Origin of the sequence: Streptomyces umbrinus, from assembly GCF_030817415.1 — a bacterium.
GTDB classification, from domain to species: domain Bacteria; phylum Actinomycetota; class Actinomycetes; order Streptomycetales; family Streptomycetaceae; genus Streptomyces; species Streptomyces umbrinus_A.
In genome coordinates this window covers 3,093,949-3,110,298 of record NZ_JAUSZI010000002.1, presented here as the reverse complement: position 1 = coordinate 3,110,298, position 16,350 = coordinate 3,093,949, and the positions used below count along the sequence as shown (strand labels likewise).

The following is a 16,350-nucleotide window of genomic DNA, read 5'->3' as shown; positions in this document are numbered from 1 at the left end:
TAGGCCCACATGACCCAGCAGTCGCTGGAGCCGAGGACCACCGCCGACGATGCGGGTGAAGGAACCCGTATCCCGGCCGGCAGGTCCTGGCTCGACCGGTACTTTCACATATCCAAGCGAGGAAGCTCGGTCGCGCGTGAGGTGCGCGGCGGCGTCACCACCTTCATGGCGATGGCGTACATCCTGCTGCTCAACCCCCTGATCCTGTCCGGCAAGGACGCGGCGGGGGACACGCTCGGCCAGAAGGCCCTGATCACCGCGACCGCGTTCGCGGCGGCCTTCACCACGCTCCTGATGGGCTTCTTCGGCAAGGTGCCGCTCGCCCTGGCCGCCGGACTCTCCGTCTCCGGCGTCCTCTCCTCGCAGGTCGCGCCCCAGATGACCTGGCCGCAGGCCATGGGCATGTGTGTGATGTACGGCGTCGTGATCATGCTCCTGGTGGTCACCGGGCTGCGCGAGATGATCATGAACGCGATCCCGCTGGCGCTGAAGCACGCGATCACCATGGGCATCGGCCTGTTCGTCGCCCTGATCGGCCTGGTGAAGGCGGGCTTCGTCCACCAGGGCAAGGCGACCCCGCTCTCCCTCGGTGCGACCGGTGAACTCGCCGGCTGGCCGGTCCTGCTCTTCGCCGTCACCCTGCTCGCCATCTTCATGCTCCAGGCACGCGGCATCCCCGGCGCGATCCTGATCGGCATCGTCGGCGGCACCGTACTGGCCGTCGTCCTCAACGCACTTGACGTCATCGACGCCAAGCAGTGGGCCGGCGGCGCGCCCGAGCTGCACGGCAGCGCGGTGTCCATGCCCGACTTCTCGATCTTCGGAGACGTGGAGTTCGGCGGCTGGGGCCAGGTCGGCGCGATGACGGTCGGCATGATCGTGTTCACCCTGGTCCTCGCAGGGTTCTTCGACGCGATGGCCACCATCATCGGCGTCGGCACCGAGGCCAAGCTGGCCGACGACAAGGGCCGGATGCCCGGCCTGTCCAAGGCGCTGTTCATCGACGGCGCGGGCGGCGCGATCGGCGGAGTCTCGGGCGCCTCGGGCCAGACGGTGTTCGTCGAGTCCGCCACAGGCGTAGGCGAAGGCGCCCGCACGGGCTTCTCCTCGGTCATCACGGGCCTGTTCTTCGCGGCCTGCCTCTTCTTCACCCCGCTGACGGCGATCGTCCCCGGCGAGGTCGCGGCCGCGGCCCTGGTTGTCATCGGCGCCATGATGATGATGAACGCCCGGCACGTCGACTGGGCCGACCGCGCCACCGCGATCCCCGTCTTCCTGACGGTCGTCATCATGCCGTTCACGTACTCCATCACCGCGGGCGTCGCGGCCGGAGTCATCAGCTACGTCGCCATCAAGGTCGCCCAGAGCAGGGCCCGGGAGATCGGGGCCTTCATGTGGGGCCTGACGGCTGTCTTCGTCGTCTACTTCGCCCTGAACCCGATCGAGAGCTGGATGGGCGTCCACTAGGCGCTCCGCTGGATCCGCGATGCCTCGTCCGCGGGTCCGTCGTGGCTGGTCGCGCAGTTCCCCGCGCCCCCTTCGGGGCGCGGGGCCGACCCGACCGACGAGCCACCCCAACCACCGTTAGGAGAACGAGAGATGCTGGACATCGCCGACGAGTTGCACCGGTGGGTCGAGCAGGGGCGCGACTTCGCCGTGGCCACCGTGGTGGCCGTCGGCGGAAGCGCACCTCGCCAGCCGGGCGCCGCACTGGCCGTCGATTCCGACGGCACGGCGATCGGCTCGGTCTCCGGCGGCTGTGTGGAGGGCGCGGTGTACGAGCTGTGCCAACAGGCGTTGGCTGACGGGCAACCGGTCCTCGAACGCTTCGGCTACAGCGACGAGGACGCTTTCGCGGTGGGCCTGACGTGCGGCGGGATCATCGACATCCTGGTGACGCCGGTACGCGCCGGGGACTCCGACCGGGAGATCTTCGCCTCGGCCCTGGCCACCGCCACGCGCGGGGAGGCGGCGGCAGTGGCGCGTATCGCAGCCGGACCTCCGGAACTCCTGGGCCGCGCCCTGCTGATCCGCCCGGACGGCTCGTACGAGGGCGGATTCGGCGCCCACCCGGAACTGGACCGGACGGCCGTGGACGAGGCGCGCTCCTTCCTGGACGCGGGCCGCACGGGCACCCTGGAGATCGGAGAGCAGGGCTCTCGCTGCGGAGCACCGCTCACACTCCTCATCGAATCGTCGGTTCCGCCACCCAGGATGATCGTCTTCGGCGCGATCGACTTCGCCTCCGCCCTGGTCCGCATCGGCAAGTTCCTGAACTACCGCGTCACGGTGTGCGATGCCCGCCCGGTCTTCGCGACAGCGGCCCGCTTCCCGGAGGCGGACGAGATCGTGGTCGACTGGCCGCACCGCTACCTGGAGCGCACCCAGGTCGACGCCCGCACGGTCCTGTGCGTCCTGACCCACGACGCCAAGTTCGACGTACCCCTCCTCCAACTCGCGCTCCGCCTCCCCGTGGCGTACGTCGGCGCGATGGGCTCCCGCCGCACCCACCTGGACCGCAACGAACGCCTCCGCGAAGTCGGCATCACGGAACTGGAGTTGGCCCGGCTCAGGTCTCCCATCGGGCTGGACCTGGGTGCCCGTACACCCGAGGAGACGGCCCTCTCCATCGCCTCGGAGATCGTCGCGAACAGGCGAGGCGGCACCGGAGTCCCACTGACCGGCGCCCACACGCCCATTCACCACGACAGGTCATCAACACCGAAGCCCACCGCACGAATAGGTTCGGTGGCCTGACACACGCGCACGCGCCGCGGTCGAGGCGCAAAACGTGTCCGATGTTCGATCAGACGTGGGCGAGAAGCCGCTCCAACGGCCGGGGCGTCCGCTCCAGATCCAGACTCTCGACCATCCCGCGCGCGTACTGGGCCTTGCGACCACTGTGCGTCCCCAGGAACCTCCGCAGTTGCTGCTCCATGGTCCGCTGCCGCTGGGCGGGCTGGTTCCGGAACGTACGGAACGGCCGTGACTCCCCCTGATCCACCACGACCTGCTGCACGACTTCGACGCCCAGGGACCGGATCAACTCGTCCTCCAGATCCGCGTCGCACACGTAGAAACCAAGGGCTTCCAGCCCCTCGGGCGGGATGTCGGAACCGAGCCCGGCCCGCTCCAGCGCCCTCCGGAAGAAGCGCTCCTCCCCGACATCGCACAACCCGGCGAGCCGCACACCAAGACCCGCCGGCCCACACAGATCCACGAACCTGCCGACACTCGTCGCACCCCCGAGCGGCACGACCGACACACCTTCACTGTCCAGATCCCGACCACGCCGCGAGGCCAACGCCTCGATCGCGACCTGATCACTGCCCCCTTCGACGAGCACGACCGTACGCAGCCCGACCCCGACCGCCAGCTCCCGCGCGGTCTCACCGGCCGCCGACGCCCCCGCCCCACCGGCCGCCCACTCGACCACGGCCCGACGGAATCTCTCCATGTCGCTCATGGGTCCCAGTCTCGCAAGTCCGCTCGGCCGCACTCCACAGACTTTTGGCAGGGTGGGCCCCATGACTCTCACGGACGAGCCGGTGGAACGCGTGGACGAGCGCGACCGGGTACTCGGCATCGTCGACCGGGGCGAAGCCGTCCGTCGCGGCTGGCTGCACCGAGTGGCCACGGTCGTATGCCGCGACAACGAGGGACGCATACTCGTGCACCGCAGGCCGGAGCACGTCACACGCTTCCCCGGCCGGTACAACTGGCTGCTGGGCGGAGGCGTCGAAGTGGGGGAGTCCTACGAGGCGGCGGCGACCCGGGAGCTCAAGGAGGAACTCGGAATCAGGGCCACGGTCCGCTTCGCCTTCAAGTACCTCTGCCGGGGAGAGATCAGCCCGTACTGGATGGCAGTGCACGAGGCCGTCATCGATGAGGCCGTCGTCGACGGGGACGTCACGCCGGACCCGTCGGAGATCGCGTGGCACGACTGGCTGCCCGAGGTCGAGCTGCGACAGAGACTGTGGCAGTGGCCCTTCGTCTCGGACAGCCGGGAGGCGTTCATGAAATACGACGCGCTGCCCGGCACCCTCCCACCGGGACTTCCGTAACGGCTCCGCCTGCCGGGCCGGTTGGATCGGTGACCTGAGGGCTTACGAAGTCGCCGGCGACAGGAAGAACGAGAACTCGCGAGTCGTGTCGAGCAGTTCCTCCAAGGCATTCACGAGGGCGCCGCGCGCCTCGTCCGGCGACGACGTCCTCCTTATGCTCCGTACGAGGGGGCCCACTCCGCGCCCGTGTGGTGGACCCGGAGGTAATGCCGGCGTGGTGGCGGGGGGAGGCGAATTGGCTGTTGGGCCCCGGGTGACTGGCGTGACCCCCCTCCACGAGCCTTCAGGGACGCAGCAACAATTGGTCCACGGCCCGCCCGAACATCCACCGAGCCATCCGCTTCAAAGCGGGATCGAGAGCCCGCGGGGCCAACCGCACCACCAACTCCTCCCGCCACACCACCCGCGTGCCCGTAGCCGCAGACGGATGCACCTCGATCTCGGCCCACCCCGTGACGAACGTACCCCGCTTGACGAGCCGACACATCCCCGAGCCCCCATCCTGAGGCGGCTGCCAGAGGACCACCTCCATGGGGTCATCAAACGCAAGGGCCCCGACCCCGGTCCGAGCCACGAACACGGATCCCACCCCACCCCCCGCCCCCGCGGCAACAGTGATCCGGGTCAACGGCACCACATCCCCATGCCGCTCCCACAGCGTGAGCCGCCGCCACGCCTCACCAGCATCGAGGCCACTGTCCCGCCGCACACAAAACTGAACCACGCCAGGATCGTAGGCACTCAATGGCGCAGCAGACGCCGACGCGCGCGGGGCGGGGCCGTGCCGGTGTGTCAACGTTCGCGACGTACAGCTCCCGCTGGCAACGTCCACCAATGAATCTCAGGGCAGTATGCCCAGCAGTCGCGAACGTGACATACCGGCACGGCCCCGCCCCACCCACCGGACCAGAAGCGCCCTACCCACACCCCACCCCATCCGGCACCATGACCCCGTGGACCGTGAACTGCACGGCAGACTCGACGAGTTGCAACGCAACCCGTACCCCCACTACGAGCGCGCAAGGCGGGCCAAAGGCCTGACGTTCATCCCGGAACTGGACGCCTGGCTGGCAGCCAGGGACGAGGACGTCAGGGAGATCCTCCGCCGCCCGGACGACTTCTCCTCGGCTAACGCGCTGCGCCCGGACGTGATGCCGGCCCCCGCCGCCCTCGCGGTCCTGGGCGGCGGCTTCGGCGGCCGCCCCGTGGTCGTCACAGCCGACGGCTCCCACCACCAACGCCTACGCGCCCCGATCGTACGAGGCCTGTCACCCGCCAAGGTCGCCGCCGTACTCCCGTACGCCGCGGAACGAGCATCGGCCCTGATCGACGCCTTCGCCGAGAAGGGCCACGCAGACCTGATGGCGGCGTACGCCCAACGCCTCCCGGGCGAAGTGATCGGCAGGATCGTAGGCCTGGACCCCAAGGACGTCCCCCAGGCCGTACACGGCGGCTACCGAGCAGAGGAACTGCTCTTCCGCCCCATGTCGGAGGCCGAACAAGTAGAAGCAGCCCAGGACGTCGTGGCAATGCAGCAGGCACTCGACGCTTTCGCCCGCGTCCGCAGCAAGAACCCCCAGAACGACCTCTGCACAGAACTGATCACCTCCCTCACACCCCAACCCCCACCCGCAACCGACCTGACACTCGACCAACGCCACGAACTGGTGGCCCATCTGCAGAACTTCCTCCTGGCAGGCCACCTCACCACCACAGCCCTGATCGGCACGACGGTTCTGCACCTCCTCCGCCACCCGCCCCAGTGGAACCTCCTCTGCGCAGAGCCGAACCGAATCCCCGCGGCCATAGAAGAGGCGGCCCGCTACGACACGGCACTACAGGGCTTCCGCCGAACCACCACCCGCGCGATCACCCTCGCAGGCACAGAACTCCCCACCGGCTCAACGGTGTTCGTGGCATTCGGTGCGGCGAACCGCGACGGATCCCGCCACCCCCGCCCGGACGAGTTCGACATCACCCGCACCCCGGGCCGCCACGTGGCATTCGGCCTAGGGGTGCACACGTGCCCAGGATCCCAATTGGCGAGAGAGCAACTCCGCCTGACCCTGGAGCAGTTGACGACCCGCTTCCCCACCCTCCGCCTGGCAGACGACCACCCGGTCACCATGCGCCCGACCCTGATCCACCGCTCACCCCAGACCCTGCACGTCACTTGGTGAGGTAGGCCGAACCGACTGGTGAGGCAGGCCGAACCGACGCCCTCAAACGTCCAACAGATCCCGCACCCGAACAGGCAGCCCGGTCACGAACGACTCATTGGCGGCCAGCCCGGTAACCAACGACCTCGCCCCGTCAACCGCGTCGGCAGCCCGCCCCAGGGCATCCCCGCCGGACCGATCCCCGAACAGATCGGCCAGCATCCGCACATCCCCACCCCCATGTCCACCCTCAGCCGAAGCCTCACCCTCCCCGCTCCCGACCTTCACCACACGCGCAGGCTCCCAGAACCGCCGCACCAACAACTCCGTACGCCCGACCTCATCCCCCACAGTCGCCCCGTGCATAACAGGACTCGCACCATCGCCCCGCACCGAGGACCGAGTCCACGTCGACTCCTCCACCAGCAACTCCAACCGCCCCTCGCTCCCGTTGAAGGCGACGCGATACCCCTCCCAGGGCGAATAGGCAGTCAGGTGATAGGTCAGCGAGGCCCCAGACGCATACCGCACAAGCACAGCCATGTCGTCCTCGATGCTCACGCCGGGCCCGAACACGTTCTGGTCGCGGTGATACCCGTCCTCCGCCTCCGCGTCCAGATAGAGCGCACTCAGCACCTCGGAGTCCGCAAGCCGCACCGCGAAGGGGTCGTCCTGCGCCGAAGGGGCGCCATGGGCCCGGGCGTAGGGCCGCGCGAGCCCCCGCCGCCGCCCGGCCTCCTCGCCGTAGAAGAACAGCCCACCCTGCGCGAACACGGTCTCCGGCTCCGTACCCAACCACCAGTTGACGAGATCGAAGTGATGCGTGGCCTTGTGCACCATCAGCCCACCGGAGTTGGCCTTGTCCCGGTGCCACCGCCGGAAGTAGTCCGCACCGTGCCGCAGATCGAGCAGCCACTCGAAGTGCACAGACCCGACCTCACCGATCTCCCCGCCCGCGATGACTTCCCGTACGGCCGAATGCACAGGGTTGTAGCGGTAGTTGAAGGCGACCCGCACCTCACCCCCGGTCCGCCGCCGGGCATCGAGAATGCGGCGGGCCTTGTCGGCGTCCGTGGTCATCGGCTTCTCCGTGACGACATCGCACCCCGCCTCCAGCGCCCGCACGATGTAGTCGTCGTGGGTGCGGTCGACACTGCACACCACGACAAGGTCCACCCGCTCCCGCCGAAGCATCACGTCGAAGTCCTCGGCGGCGTAGGCCGCCACGGTCCCCCGCCCAGGATGACCGTCCGCGATCCACCCGTTGTGGACGGCCATACGACGGGCGTTGACGTCACAGAAGCCCACCAACTCGATCCGGTCCGAGTACGGCCCGGTGATCGCCTCGGTAAACATCCGAGCACGAGCACCCAACCCCACCACGGCACAACGACGCCTCTCCGCAACGGACGAGCCAGAAGCAACGGGTGAACCAGAAGCAACGGGCGAGCCAGCAGCAACGGACGAGCCAGCAGCGCCGGGCGTGACAGAAGCGATGCACGGATCTTGTTCTGACATCAGGACCTTCCCTAGGGTCGTATCACCGGGGTGGAAGCGCTTTCTAGCGAAAGAGGTGACCCACTCATGCCCGGAAACAGGACAAGGAAGTCCTGGCCGCCCCGCAGGACAGCCAAGTCCCGGCCGTCCCGCACGACGGCGGCGGCCCTCGCGCTCTGCGCAGCGGCAGCGGCACTCGCCGCCTGCTCGGACACGGGCGAGTCGACCAGCGCAGGCGGCACGGTCTCGCCGCGCTACACCTGGTGGGGCAACCCGGACAGGGCGGCCCGAACCCAGGAGGCCGTAGACCATCGGCGTGTACGCGGCCGTCGTGGGCCTTCGCGCCTGCGGGCGCCCCGAGTCGCTCACAGACTGGCGGGCGGCGGTGGGCGGGGCCGCCCGGGACTCCGTACGGGACGTGGGCGGCAGGGGTCCCGTCCTGCTCGCCGTCGCGGCGGCCGCGTTGTGCGCCTGGATGCTGCTGCCGCTGGCGTTCCTGGCGCCGGGACCGCTGGCGTTGGCGCTCACCGGGGTCGACGTACGGATGCCGCACCGGCCAGGAGCGGTGACGGCACTGCCCGAGTGACGTACGCCACAGGCCCTCGCCGGAACTCATAGGGGTGCGCGCCCGACTTCTGGACCGTCACGGCCCGGACCGGCCGACGCCGTGCGATCTGGAGAACCGGAATGGGCGAGTCCCGACAATCCTCCCCGGACGCGGACGCGGACGCGGGCACGAGTGCGGGTGCCGGCATGAACGCGGCCCCAGTCGCGGCGCTGCGGAAGCCGGTGCCGCCGCCCGCGCTGTGCGGCTTCCTGCTCCTGCTCGCGCTCATGTTCGTGGCGTCGTACGTGGCCGGTGCCGCCGTCGGTCCCGTGGCACCCGGCATGCACGAGACCGGAACGAGCCGTGACGGAGACGGCGGCGGTGACGGAGGCGGCGACAGCGGCGGGGGCGGCATGGACATGGACATGGGAGACACGCACGGGAGCGGCGGCCGATGAGTGCCGAACCGGTGGCCGTCGTCGTGACGACCGACCTGACCGTCGGCGGGATGACCTGCGCGGCCTGCGTGAACCGTGTCGAGAAGAAGCTGGCCAAGCTGGACGGCGTCACCGCGACCGTCAACCTGGCCACCGGGCGGGCCCGGGTGAGCCATCCGGCCCATGTCCCTCCCGAGGAACTCGTCGCCATGGTCGAGAAGGCGGGATACACGGCCGCCCTCCCGGCCCCTCCCGAGCAGCCGGAAGGTGGGGGCGAGAGCGAGGACGAGCCCGAAGACGCCCGGCAGGAGCGCGAACGGCTGACGGTCACGGCGCTGCTCGCCGTGCCGGTGCTCGCCCTGTCGATGGTGCCCGCCTGGCAGTTCCGCAACTGGCAGTGGCTGTGCTTCGTACTGGCCGCCCCGGTCGCGGTCTGGAGTTCTTGGCCCTTCCACGTACGGGCGTTGCGCGGGCTGCGGCACTCGACGGCGACCATGGACACGCTGGTCTCCCTGGGCGTGGTGGCGTCCTTCTCCTGGTCGGCGTACGCGCTCTTCCTCGGGGGCGCGGGCGATCCCGGGATGCGGATGCCGTTCAGTCTGCTGCCCTCGGCGTCGGAGGGCGCCGCGCACATCTATCTCGAAGCGGCCGTGGGAGTACCGCTGTTCGTGCTGGCCGGGCGCTTCCTGGAGGCGCGGGCCCGGCACGGGACAGGGGCGGCACTGCGGTCGCTCGCCCAACTCGCCGCCAAGGAGGTCTCGGTACGCCAGGGCGGCTCCGAACGGCTGCTGCCCGTCGAGCAGTTGAGGACTGGGCACGTCTTCGTCGTACGTCCCGGAGAGCGGGTCGCCACCGATGGGGAGGTGACGGAGGGCAGTTCCGCCGTGGACCTGTCCCTGGTCACGGGTGAGAGCGAGCCGGTCGAGGTCGGCCCGGGCTCGGCGGTGGTGGGCGGGGCCGTCAACGCGGGCGGGCTGCTGCTCGTACGGGCCACGGCGGTCGGCGCCGACACCCAACTCGCCCGTATCACCAAGCTAGTGACGGATGCTCAGGCGGGAAAGGCGCGCGCCCAGCGGCTGGCCGACGCGGTGGCCGGGGTGTTCGTGCCCGTGGTGCTGGCGCTCGCCGTGACCGTGCTCGGGTTCTGGCTCGGTGCGGGAGCCGATCCGCAGGCGGCGGTCACCGCTTGCGTGGCGGTACTGGTCGTGGCCTGTCCCTGCGCGCTGGGTCTGGCGACACCGACCGCGCTCATGGCCGCCACCGGGCGTGGCGCCCAACTGGGCGTCCTGGTCCGCGGACCGCAGGCCCTGGAGTCGCTCCAGCACATCGACACGGTCGTACTCGACAAGACCGGCACCCTCACCTCCGGCCACATGAGCGTCGCCCGGGTCACCGCAGTGCCCGGCGGACTCGGGCGGGAGGCGGTGCTGCGGCTGGCCGGTGCGGTGGAACAGGGCTCCGAACATCCGCTGGGGCGCGCGATCGTCTCGTACGCGCAACGGACCCTGCCCGAGCGGCCGTTGCCGGACGTGGGGGAGTTCAGCGCCGAGGCGGGCCGCGGTGTCCGGGGCCGGGTCGAGGGGAGGCTGGTCGAAGTCCGCGCGCCGGACGACGAGTTGCCCCCGGCGCTCGCGGACGCGCTGCCGGTGGCGGAGGCCGCCGCGTACACGCCGGTCGTTGTCCTGGTGGACGGTGTGCCCGAGGCGCTGATCGAGATCGGTGACGTCGTGCGGCCCGGGAGCTACCGGGCGGTCGACCGGCTGCGGAGGCTGGGGGTGCGGCCGGTGCTCGCCACCGGGGACCGGGAGGCCCCGGCCCGGGCCGTCGCGTCCGCGCTCGGCATCGAGGAGGTGCACGCCCGATGCACACCCGAGGGAAAGGCCGCCCTCGTAAGGGAGTTGAGGGAGGACGGCCGCCGGGTCGCGGTCGTCGGCGACGGGGTGAACGACGCCGCCGCGCTGGCCGGCGCCGACCTGGGGATCGCCATGGGCGGCGGGACGGACGCGGCCGTCGGAGCTGCCGACGTGACGCTCGTACGCGGCGACATCGAGGCCCTGGGAGACGCCGTACGGCTCGCCCGGCGCACCCTCGGCACCATCAGGGTCAACCTCCTGTGGGCCTTCGGCTACAACGCGGTGACCGTGCCGCTCGCCATGGTGGGACTGCTCAATCCGATGGTGGCCGCGGCGGCCATGTCGGTGAGTTCGCTGCTCGTGGTCGGCAACAGTCTGCGGCTGCGCGCGTGGCAGCCGACGCGAACCCGGAGCCGCACACGATGACGCGGACGACCGCCCAGCAGACGACGACGCGGACGACCGACCCGCATCCGTGGCGTCCGACCCGGCGCCGCCTCACCGACACCCTGCTCACCGCGCTCGCGCCCGTCGCCGCGTGCAGCGTCGCGCTCGGTGCCCTGACCACCTGGGTCGCCGCCGGCCGAGCGGGTGACCCGGCGCGGATCGAGGTCACCGCCGGACGCGTCTTCCTCCCGTACGGCGACACCCGGGACACCGCCGCGTTCTTCCGGGTCACCAACTCCGGGGACGAGGAGGACCGGCTCGTGCGCGTCGAGTCGCCCGGCGTCGGTGGTGAGCTCACGCTCGGGCGTCACCGCACCACGGGCGCCGGCGCCGCGTACCGGGCCCCGGTGGACTCGGCCGCCGTCCCCGCCCACGGCAGTCTCACCATGTCCCCGCACGGCCTCGATGTGATCCTGCGGGCGGGCCCGCGGTGGGAACTCGGCGATCCGGTCCCGTTCACGCTGCACTTCCGGCGCAGCGGGCCGGTCACGGTGGAGGCGGTCGTGGTCAGCCCGGGCGACGTACGTGCCTCCCCGTGACGACCGGCCGACGGATGCGAGGACGAGGCCTGTCATGACCACGGGGTGGGGGATACGCACGGTACGTGCCGCGGTGTTCGCGGCCGTCTGCGTGGTGCTCGCCGCCCTCGGGCACGTGATGATGTCCGGCTCCCCGGTGCCCTGGTGGACGATGGCCGCCGGGGGAGTGGTGACGGGCGGCACGGGCTGGTGCCTGGCCGCCCGTGAACGCGGACTGCCACTGATCGTGACCGTGGTGGTCGTCGCCCAGGGGCTGCTCCACACGGGGTTTTCGCTCGCCCAGTCGGTGGCTCCGCCGGTGGGCTGGGGGCCCGGCGCCGGGGGCTCGATGCCGATGGGCTCCGCCGGGCGCGACATGACTTCCTCGCCCATGGGCTCTGCACCCATGGATTCTGCCCACATGGGCTCCGTACCCATGGGGTCCACACACACGGCTTCCACGGACGCCATGGACATGGGGCACATGGGTTCAGGGCTCATGGCTCACCCGGCGCACGGCATGGACGACATGGACGGCATGTCCTCGCTCGGCATGCCGGCCGCCCACCTGCTGGCCGCGCTGCTGTGCGGTCTGTGGCTCGCGTACGGCGAGCGCGCGGCCTTCCGCATCCTGCGGGCGGTGGCCGGCCGACTCGCCGCCCCGCTGCGGCTGCTGCTCGCCCTGCCCGCACCGCCGCACCGGCCGCGCGTCCGCGTACCCCGCCGCGCCCCGGACCGTTCGCCGCGACGGCTGCTCCTCGTCCACGCGATCACCTCACGAGGTCCGCCCGTCGGGACCGCTGTCGCCTGAGACAGCAGGATCCCCGAGGCGCCTCCCCGCGCACCTCGGGCACCGGCCCTACCTCCCGTACGGCCGGCCGTACCCCACGCGCCGGACCGATGCGCCAACCGTCCACGTGCCCACGCGGAACCAACGCGCCCACGCGCCCATGGCCCACGTACGCACGTACTCACGTACTCACGCGCGCCGTCGGTCCGGATCCCGGATGACCCGAGAAGGACCACTGGTGATCACTCCAGCCCTGCCCGCTTCGCACGACAGATCGCACGACAGAAGCGACGAGTCGATAACCGCCTGGGCGATGGCCGCCCGTGGCGGCGACCCGGACGCCGTCGAGCGTTTCGTCCGCGCCCTGCACCGCGATGTCGTGCGCTACGTCGCCCATCTCTCCGCCGACCCGCAGGCCGCCGACGACCTGGCCCAGGACACGTTCCTGCGCGCGCTCGGCAGCCTGCACCGGTTCGAGGGGCGTTGCTCGGCCCGTACGTGGCTGCTGTCCATCGCGCGCCGCGCGGTGATCGACAGCTTCCGGTACGCCGCTGCCCGGCCGCGGCTGTCCGACGTACAGGACTGGCGGCTGGCGGTCGAACACGCTCAGCCGCACGGCCTGCCCGGCTTCGACGACGGGGTCGCGCTCCTCGATCTGCTGGCCGCGCTGCCCGACGAGCGGCGTGAGGCGTTCGTGCTCACCCAGCTGATGGGGCTGCCGTACGCCGAGGCGGCCGAGCTCAGCGACTGCCCCGTCGGAACCGTCCGCTCCCGCGTGGCCCGTGCCCGCGCCACCCTCGTCGACCTGCTCGCCGAGGCCGACGCACCGGCCGCACGCGGGCACGGCGGGCACGCGGATCCCGCGTTCGAGCCGCGTGACCGGGCCGCCTGACCGGCCCGGTCCCCAGCCTTTCGAACAGCTTTCAAATACCCCCGGGGGTACATGCTAGTGTCCCTCATATACCCCCGGGGGTAATTTTCGTTCGGAAGGAGTGCCCGACATGTTCTTCATCGACACCATCGAGGTGGCGGGGCTCGGCAACCGCAGCTATCTGGCGGGCGGCAGGCGGGAGGCCCTGGTGGTCGACCCGCCGCGAGACGTCGACCAGGTGATCGCGGCGGCGGCCCGACGGGGCGTGCGGATAGCGCATGTGGTCGAGACACATGTGCACAACGACTACGTCACCGGCGGTCCGGAGCTGGCCCGGCTCACGGGCGCGGCCTACCTCGTTCCGGCCGGAGCCCGCGTCTCCTTCGAGCGGACACCCGTGCACGACGGGGACACCATGGTCGTCGACGCCGGCGCGGGTCTGGTTCTGCGCGCGCTCGCGACCCCCGGCCACACCCCGCACCACACCTCGTACGTCCTGGAGGCGGACGGGGCGGCGGTCGCGGTCTTCACGGGTGGGTCGCTGCTCATCGGCACGGTCGGGCGCCCCGACCTCGTCGAACCGCGCCTGACCGAGGGCCTCGCCCGCGCCCAGCACGCCTCCGCCCGTCGGCTCGCGGACGAACTCCCCGACGAGACAACGGTGTTGCCCACCCACGGCTTCGGTAGCTTCTGTTCCGCCGGCCCGGCCGAGGGCGGTGCCACCACCATCGGCAAGGAGAAGTCGGCCAACGAGGCACTCACCCGGGACGTGGACACCTTCGTCGCCGATCTGCTGGCAGGGCTGGACGAAGTCCCCGCCTACTACGCGCACATGGGGCCGGCAAACGCGGCGGGGCCCGCGCCCGTCGACCTCACTCCACCGGCCGTGGCCGACGCCGACGAGATCGCGGCCCGGCTGGCCGCAGGGGAGTGGGTGGTCGATCTGCGCAACCGGGTCGCGTTCGCCGAAGGGCATGTCGCGGGCTCGTTCAACTTCGAGGCCGAGGGCCAACTGGCCACCTATCTGGCCTGGTTGATCCCCTGGGGCAAACCGGTGACACTGCTCGCCGAATCGTCCGGGCAACTGGCCGCCGCCCAGCGCGAGTTGGTCCGGGTCGGCGTCGATCGCCCGGCCGCCGCGGCCACCGGTGAACCCTCGGCATGGGTACGCGAGGGCGAGCCCCTGGCCGCCTTCCGTCGGGCCACGTTCGCCGACCTCGCCGCTCGGCACCCCGGTGACGGCCTCGTCGTACTGGACGTCCGGCGGTCGTCCGAACGCGCCGACGGCTTCATCGAGGGCTCGGTCCACATCCCGGTCCACGCCCTGCACGGGCGCCTCGGCGAGATTCCCGCGGGCGAGGTGTGGGTGCACTGCGCGGGCGGCATGCGCGCCGCGATCGCCGCCTCCCTGCTGGACGCGGCGGGCCGTGAAGTCGTCGCCGTGGACGACGCGTTCGCCGCGGCGGAGAAGGCCGGCCTCACGGTCCGGACCGCCTGAACACGCGCCGGTACGAGGGCCAGTCCTTGTGTGGGTCAGCTCCTGCGCGAGCTCGGCCTTCGCGCGGCATCCGTCCTCTGTCACCGGAAAGAGTCACCAGAAAGAAGCGAGACCGTGCCGATGCATCCCCTCCCATTGCCCCGTGCTCCCGGCCGCGCCGACAGCGTTGAGAACGGCACGTCGGCGTGAGCCCTCTCATACTCGCCCTGCCGGCCGGTGCCGTCATCGGTCTGGCGCTCGGAGCGCTCGGGGGCGGCGGCAGTGTCCTGGCCGTCCCCGCCCTGATCTATCTGCTCGGTTTCACCCCGGTCGCGGCCAGCACCGCGAGCCTCGTCATCGTGACCGCGACCTCGGCCACGGCACTGTCCGGCCACGCACGCGACGGCCAGGTCCGCTGGCGTACGGGAGCGCTGTTCGCGGCGGCGGGCATCGGCCCGGCGCTGCTGGGCGGCGCGGTCGCGGGGAGGCTGCCCGCCGCCGCGCTGACCGGCGCCTTCGCCGTGGTCGCGGCGGTGGCGGCGGTACATATGCTGCGCTCCCGGAAGAGTCCGGACGACGCCCGGCCGGTCCGGTCCGGGCGGGCCGCGGCGGCCGGTGGCGGGCTCGGCGCGGTCACCGGCGTACTCGGAGTCGGCGGCGGCTTCCTCGCCGTACCGGCGCTCGTGGGCGTGCTCGGTCTGCGGATGAGGGAGGCGGTGGGCACCAGCCTGCTCGTCATCACCGTCAACTCGCTCGCCGCGCTCGTGATGCGCGCCGGTACGGCCGACGGCCTGGACTGGGCCGTCATCGCCCCCTTCGCCGGGGCCGCGATCCTCGGCGCGTGGGACGGCAAACGCCTCGCCGCGAAGGTGTCCGGCCCCACGCTCCAACGGGTCTTCGCCCTGGTGCTGCTCGCGGTGGCCGCCCTCATGCTCATCGACACGGCGGTGTGACCGGCTCCAGCCACAGCCACAGCCACAGCCACAGCCACAGCAACCAGCCGCAGCCACAGCCGCTCGATCACTCCAGTACCCCCGTACCTCCAGTACCCCTCGTACCTCCAGCACCTCCGAACGCAACAGGAGCACCTCAGTCATGACCGTTTCCCCCACCCCCGTCGTCCTCGGCGTCGGCGAGGCCCGCAGTCGGCTGCACGACCTCACCGTCATCGACGTACGGACACCGGGCGAGTACGCCTCGGGTCATGTGCCCGGCGCCCTGAACATCCCGCTGGACCAGGTGCGGCGGGCGCTGCCGGACCTACGGCACGCCACCGAGCGCGGTGACGTCCTGATGGTGTGTGCCTCCGGCAACCGGTCCCAGGCCGCCTGTGAACTGCTGGCCGGAGAGGGCATTGCTTCGGCGACCCTCGCCGGCGGCACGACCGCCTGGGCCTCCGAGGGCAACGACCTGGACCGGCCTGCGGCCTCCGCCACCCGTGCCGCCTGGGCCATGGAACGCCAGGTGCGTTTCACCGCAGGCACGCTCGTACTCGTCGGACTGGCCCTGGGACTGCTCGTTCACCCTGCCTTTCAGATCCTCTCGGCCGGGGTGGCGGGCGGTCTGGTCCTCTCCGCGCTCACCAACACCTGCACCATGGCGGTCCTGCTCGGCAAGCTGCCGCACAACCGCCCTCGCACGGCCGACCTGGAGGCCGCGCTGGCCGCTCTGCGCAGTCGCTGAGCAGGGG

At 71.1% G+C, this 16,350-nt stretch carries 15 protein-coding genes; 13 read left to right on the top strand and 2 right to left on the bottom strand.

What is annotated here, in order from left to right:
- Positions 1 to 9 precede the first annotated feature (9 nt).
- Positions 10 to 1,467, top strand: a complete 1,458-nt coding sequence (locus QF035_RS13735) for an NCS2 family permease (RefSeq protein ID WP_307520530.1) — start codon at positions 10 to 12, stop codon at positions 1,465 to 1,467.
- A 132-nt stretch (positions 1,468 to 1,599) separates the two neighbouring features.
- A complete protein-coding gene (locus QF035_RS13730) occupies positions 1,600 to 2,757 on the top strand; it encodes an XdhC family protein (RefSeq protein WP_307520529.1) in 1,158 nt (385 codons plus the stop codon).
- A 49-nt stretch (positions 2,758 to 2,806) separates the two neighbouring features.
- Here the strand turns inward: QF035_RS13730 and QF035_RS13725 are convergent, their stop codons facing one another.
- Complete coding sequence (locus QF035_RS13725) at positions 2,807 to 3,466, bottom strand: ATP-dependent endonuclease (RefSeq protein WP_307520528.1); 660 nt, start codon at positions 3,464 to 3,466, stop codon at positions 2,807 to 2,809.
- 61 nt (positions 3,467 to 3,527) lie between these two features.
- Here QF035_RS13725 and QF035_RS13720 point away from each other — a divergent pair, with 61 nt between their 5' ends.
- Positions 3,528 to 4,064 (top strand): NUDIX hydrolase, encoded by a 537-nt coding sequence (locus tag QF035_RS13720; protein ID WP_307520525.1) that lies wholly within the window; start codon positions 3,528 to 3,530, stop codon positions 4,062 to 4,064.
- A 953-nt stretch (positions 4,065 to 5,017) separates the two neighbouring features.
- Positions 5,018 to 6,244, top strand: coding sequence for a cytochrome P450 (locus QF035_RS13715; RefSeq protein ID WP_307520524.1), 1,227 nt, complete (start codon positions 5,018 to 5,020; stop codon positions 6,242 to 6,244).
- Positions 6,245 to 6,286: 42 nt separating this feature from the next.
- On the opposite strand, the gene QF035_RS13710 is transcribed toward QF035_RS13715, so the two are convergent.
- Positions 6,287 to 7,741, bottom strand: coding sequence for a Gfo/Idh/MocA family protein (locus QF035_RS13710; RefSeq protein ID WP_373466644.1), 1,455 nt, complete (start codon positions 7,739 to 7,741; stop codon positions 6,287 to 6,289).
- A gap of 295 nt (positions 7,742 to 8,036) precedes the next feature.
- Here QF035_RS13710 and QF035_RS13705 point away from each other — a divergent pair, with 295 nt between their 5' ends.
- From QF035_RS13705 to QF035_RS13665, 9 genes are all read left to right on the top strand, one after another.
- Positions 8,037 to 8,306: a hypothetical protein gene (locus tag QF035_RS13705; RefSeq protein WP_373466643.1), complete on the top strand. Its 270-nt coding sequence runs from the start codon at positions 8,037 to 8,039 to the stop codon at positions 8,304 to 8,306.
- A gap of 101 nt (positions 8,307 to 8,407) precedes the next feature.
- A complete protein-coding gene (locus QF035_RS13700; protein WP_373466642.1) occupies positions 8,408 to 8,725 on the top strand; it encodes a hypothetical protein in 318 nt (105 codons plus the stop codon).
- Positions 8,722 to 10,983: a heavy metal translocating P-type ATPase gene (locus QF035_RS13695; RefSeq protein ID WP_307520522.1), complete on the top strand. Its 2,262-nt coding sequence runs from the start codon at positions 8,722 to 8,724 to the stop codon at positions 10,981 to 10,983. The genes QF035_RS13700 and QF035_RS13695 overlap by 4 nt, the downstream gene beginning before the upstream one ends.
- Entirely contained in the window at positions 10,980 to 11,543 is a 564-nt protein-coding gene (locus QF035_RS13690; protein WP_307520521.1) for a copper chaperone PCu(A)C, read from the top strand. The genes QF035_RS13695 and QF035_RS13690 overlap by 4 nt, the downstream gene beginning before the upstream one ends.
- 34 nt (positions 11,544 to 11,577) lie before the next feature.
- Positions 11,578 to 12,333, top strand: a complete 756-nt coding sequence (locus tag QF035_RS13685; RefSeq protein WP_307520519.1) for a hypothetical protein — start codon at positions 11,578 to 11,580, stop codon at positions 12,331 to 12,333.
- 217 nt (positions 12,334 to 12,550) lie between these two features.
- The gene (locus tag QF035_RS13680; protein ID WP_307520518.1) at positions 12,551 to 13,204 is read left to right on the top strand and encodes a sigma-70 family RNA polymerase sigma factor; all 654 of its coding nucleotides are present in this window, start codon (positions 12,551 to 12,553) and stop codon (positions 13,202 to 13,204) included.
- A 109-nt stretch (positions 13,205 to 13,313) separates the two neighbouring features.
- Positions 13,314 to 14,681 carry an MBL fold metallo-hydrolase gene (locus QF035_RS13675; protein WP_307520517.1) on the top strand — a complete coding sequence of 456 codons (1,368 nt, stop codon included), beginning with the start codon at positions 13,314 to 13,316 and terminating at the stop codon, positions 14,679 to 14,681.
- 185 nt (positions 14,682 to 14,866) lie between these two features.
- A complete protein-coding gene (locus QF035_RS13670) occupies positions 14,867 to 15,613 on the top strand; it encodes a sulfite exporter TauE/SafE family protein (protein WP_307520516.1) in 747 nt (248 codons plus the stop codon).
- A 142-nt stretch (positions 15,614 to 15,755) separates the two neighbouring features.
- On the top strand, positions 15,756 to 16,343 hold the full coding sequence (locus tag QF035_RS13665; RefSeq protein WP_307520514.1) for a rhodanese-like domain-containing protein: 588 nt from the start codon (positions 15,756 to 15,758) through the stop codon (positions 16,341 to 16,343).
- Positions 16,344 to 16,350 lie beyond the last annotated feature (7 nt).

Coding starts and splice junctions, on each gene's coding strand:
- QF035_RS13735 (WP_307520530.1), top strand. CDS start 10: ATGACCCAGCAGTCGCTGGAGCCGAGGACCACCGCCGACGATGCGGGT.
- QF035_RS13725 (WP_307520528.1), bottom strand. CDS start 3,466: ATGAGCGACATGGAGAGATTCCGTCGGGCCGTGGTCGAGTGGGCGGCC.
- QF035_RS13720 (WP_307520525.1), top strand. CDS start 3,528: ATGACTCTCACGGACGAGCCGGTGGAACGCGTGGACGAGCGCGACCGG.
- QF035_RS13675 (WP_307520517.1), top strand. CDS start 13,314: ATGTTCTTCATCGACACCATCGAGGTGGCGGGGCTCGGCAACCGCAGC.
- QF035_RS13730 (WP_307520529.1), top strand. CDS start 1,600: ATGCTGGACATCGCCGACGAGTTGCACCGGTGGGTCGAGCAGGGGCGC.
- QF035_RS13695 (WP_307520522.1), top strand. CDS start 8,722: ATGAGTGCCGAACCGGTGGCCGTCGTCGTGACGACCGACCTGACCGTC.
- QF035_RS13710 (WP_373466644.1), bottom strand. CDS start 7,741: ATGTCAGAACAAGATCCGTGCATCGCTTCTGTCACGCCCGGCGCTGCT.
- QF035_RS13690 (WP_307520521.1), top strand. CDS start 10,980: ATGACGCGGACGACCGCCCAGCAGACGACGACGCGGACGACCGACCCG.
- QF035_RS13665 (WP_307520514.1), top strand. CDS start 15,756: ATGACCGTTTCCCCCACCCCCGTCGTCCTCGGCGTCGGCGAGGCCCGC.
- QF035_RS13685 (WP_307520519.1), top strand. CDS start 11,578: ATGACCACGGGGTGGGGGATACGCACGGTACGTGCCGCGGTGTTCGCG.
- QF035_RS13700 (WP_373466642.1), top strand. CDS start 8,408: ATGGGCGAGTCCCGACAATCCTCCCCGGACGCGGACGCGGACGCGGGC.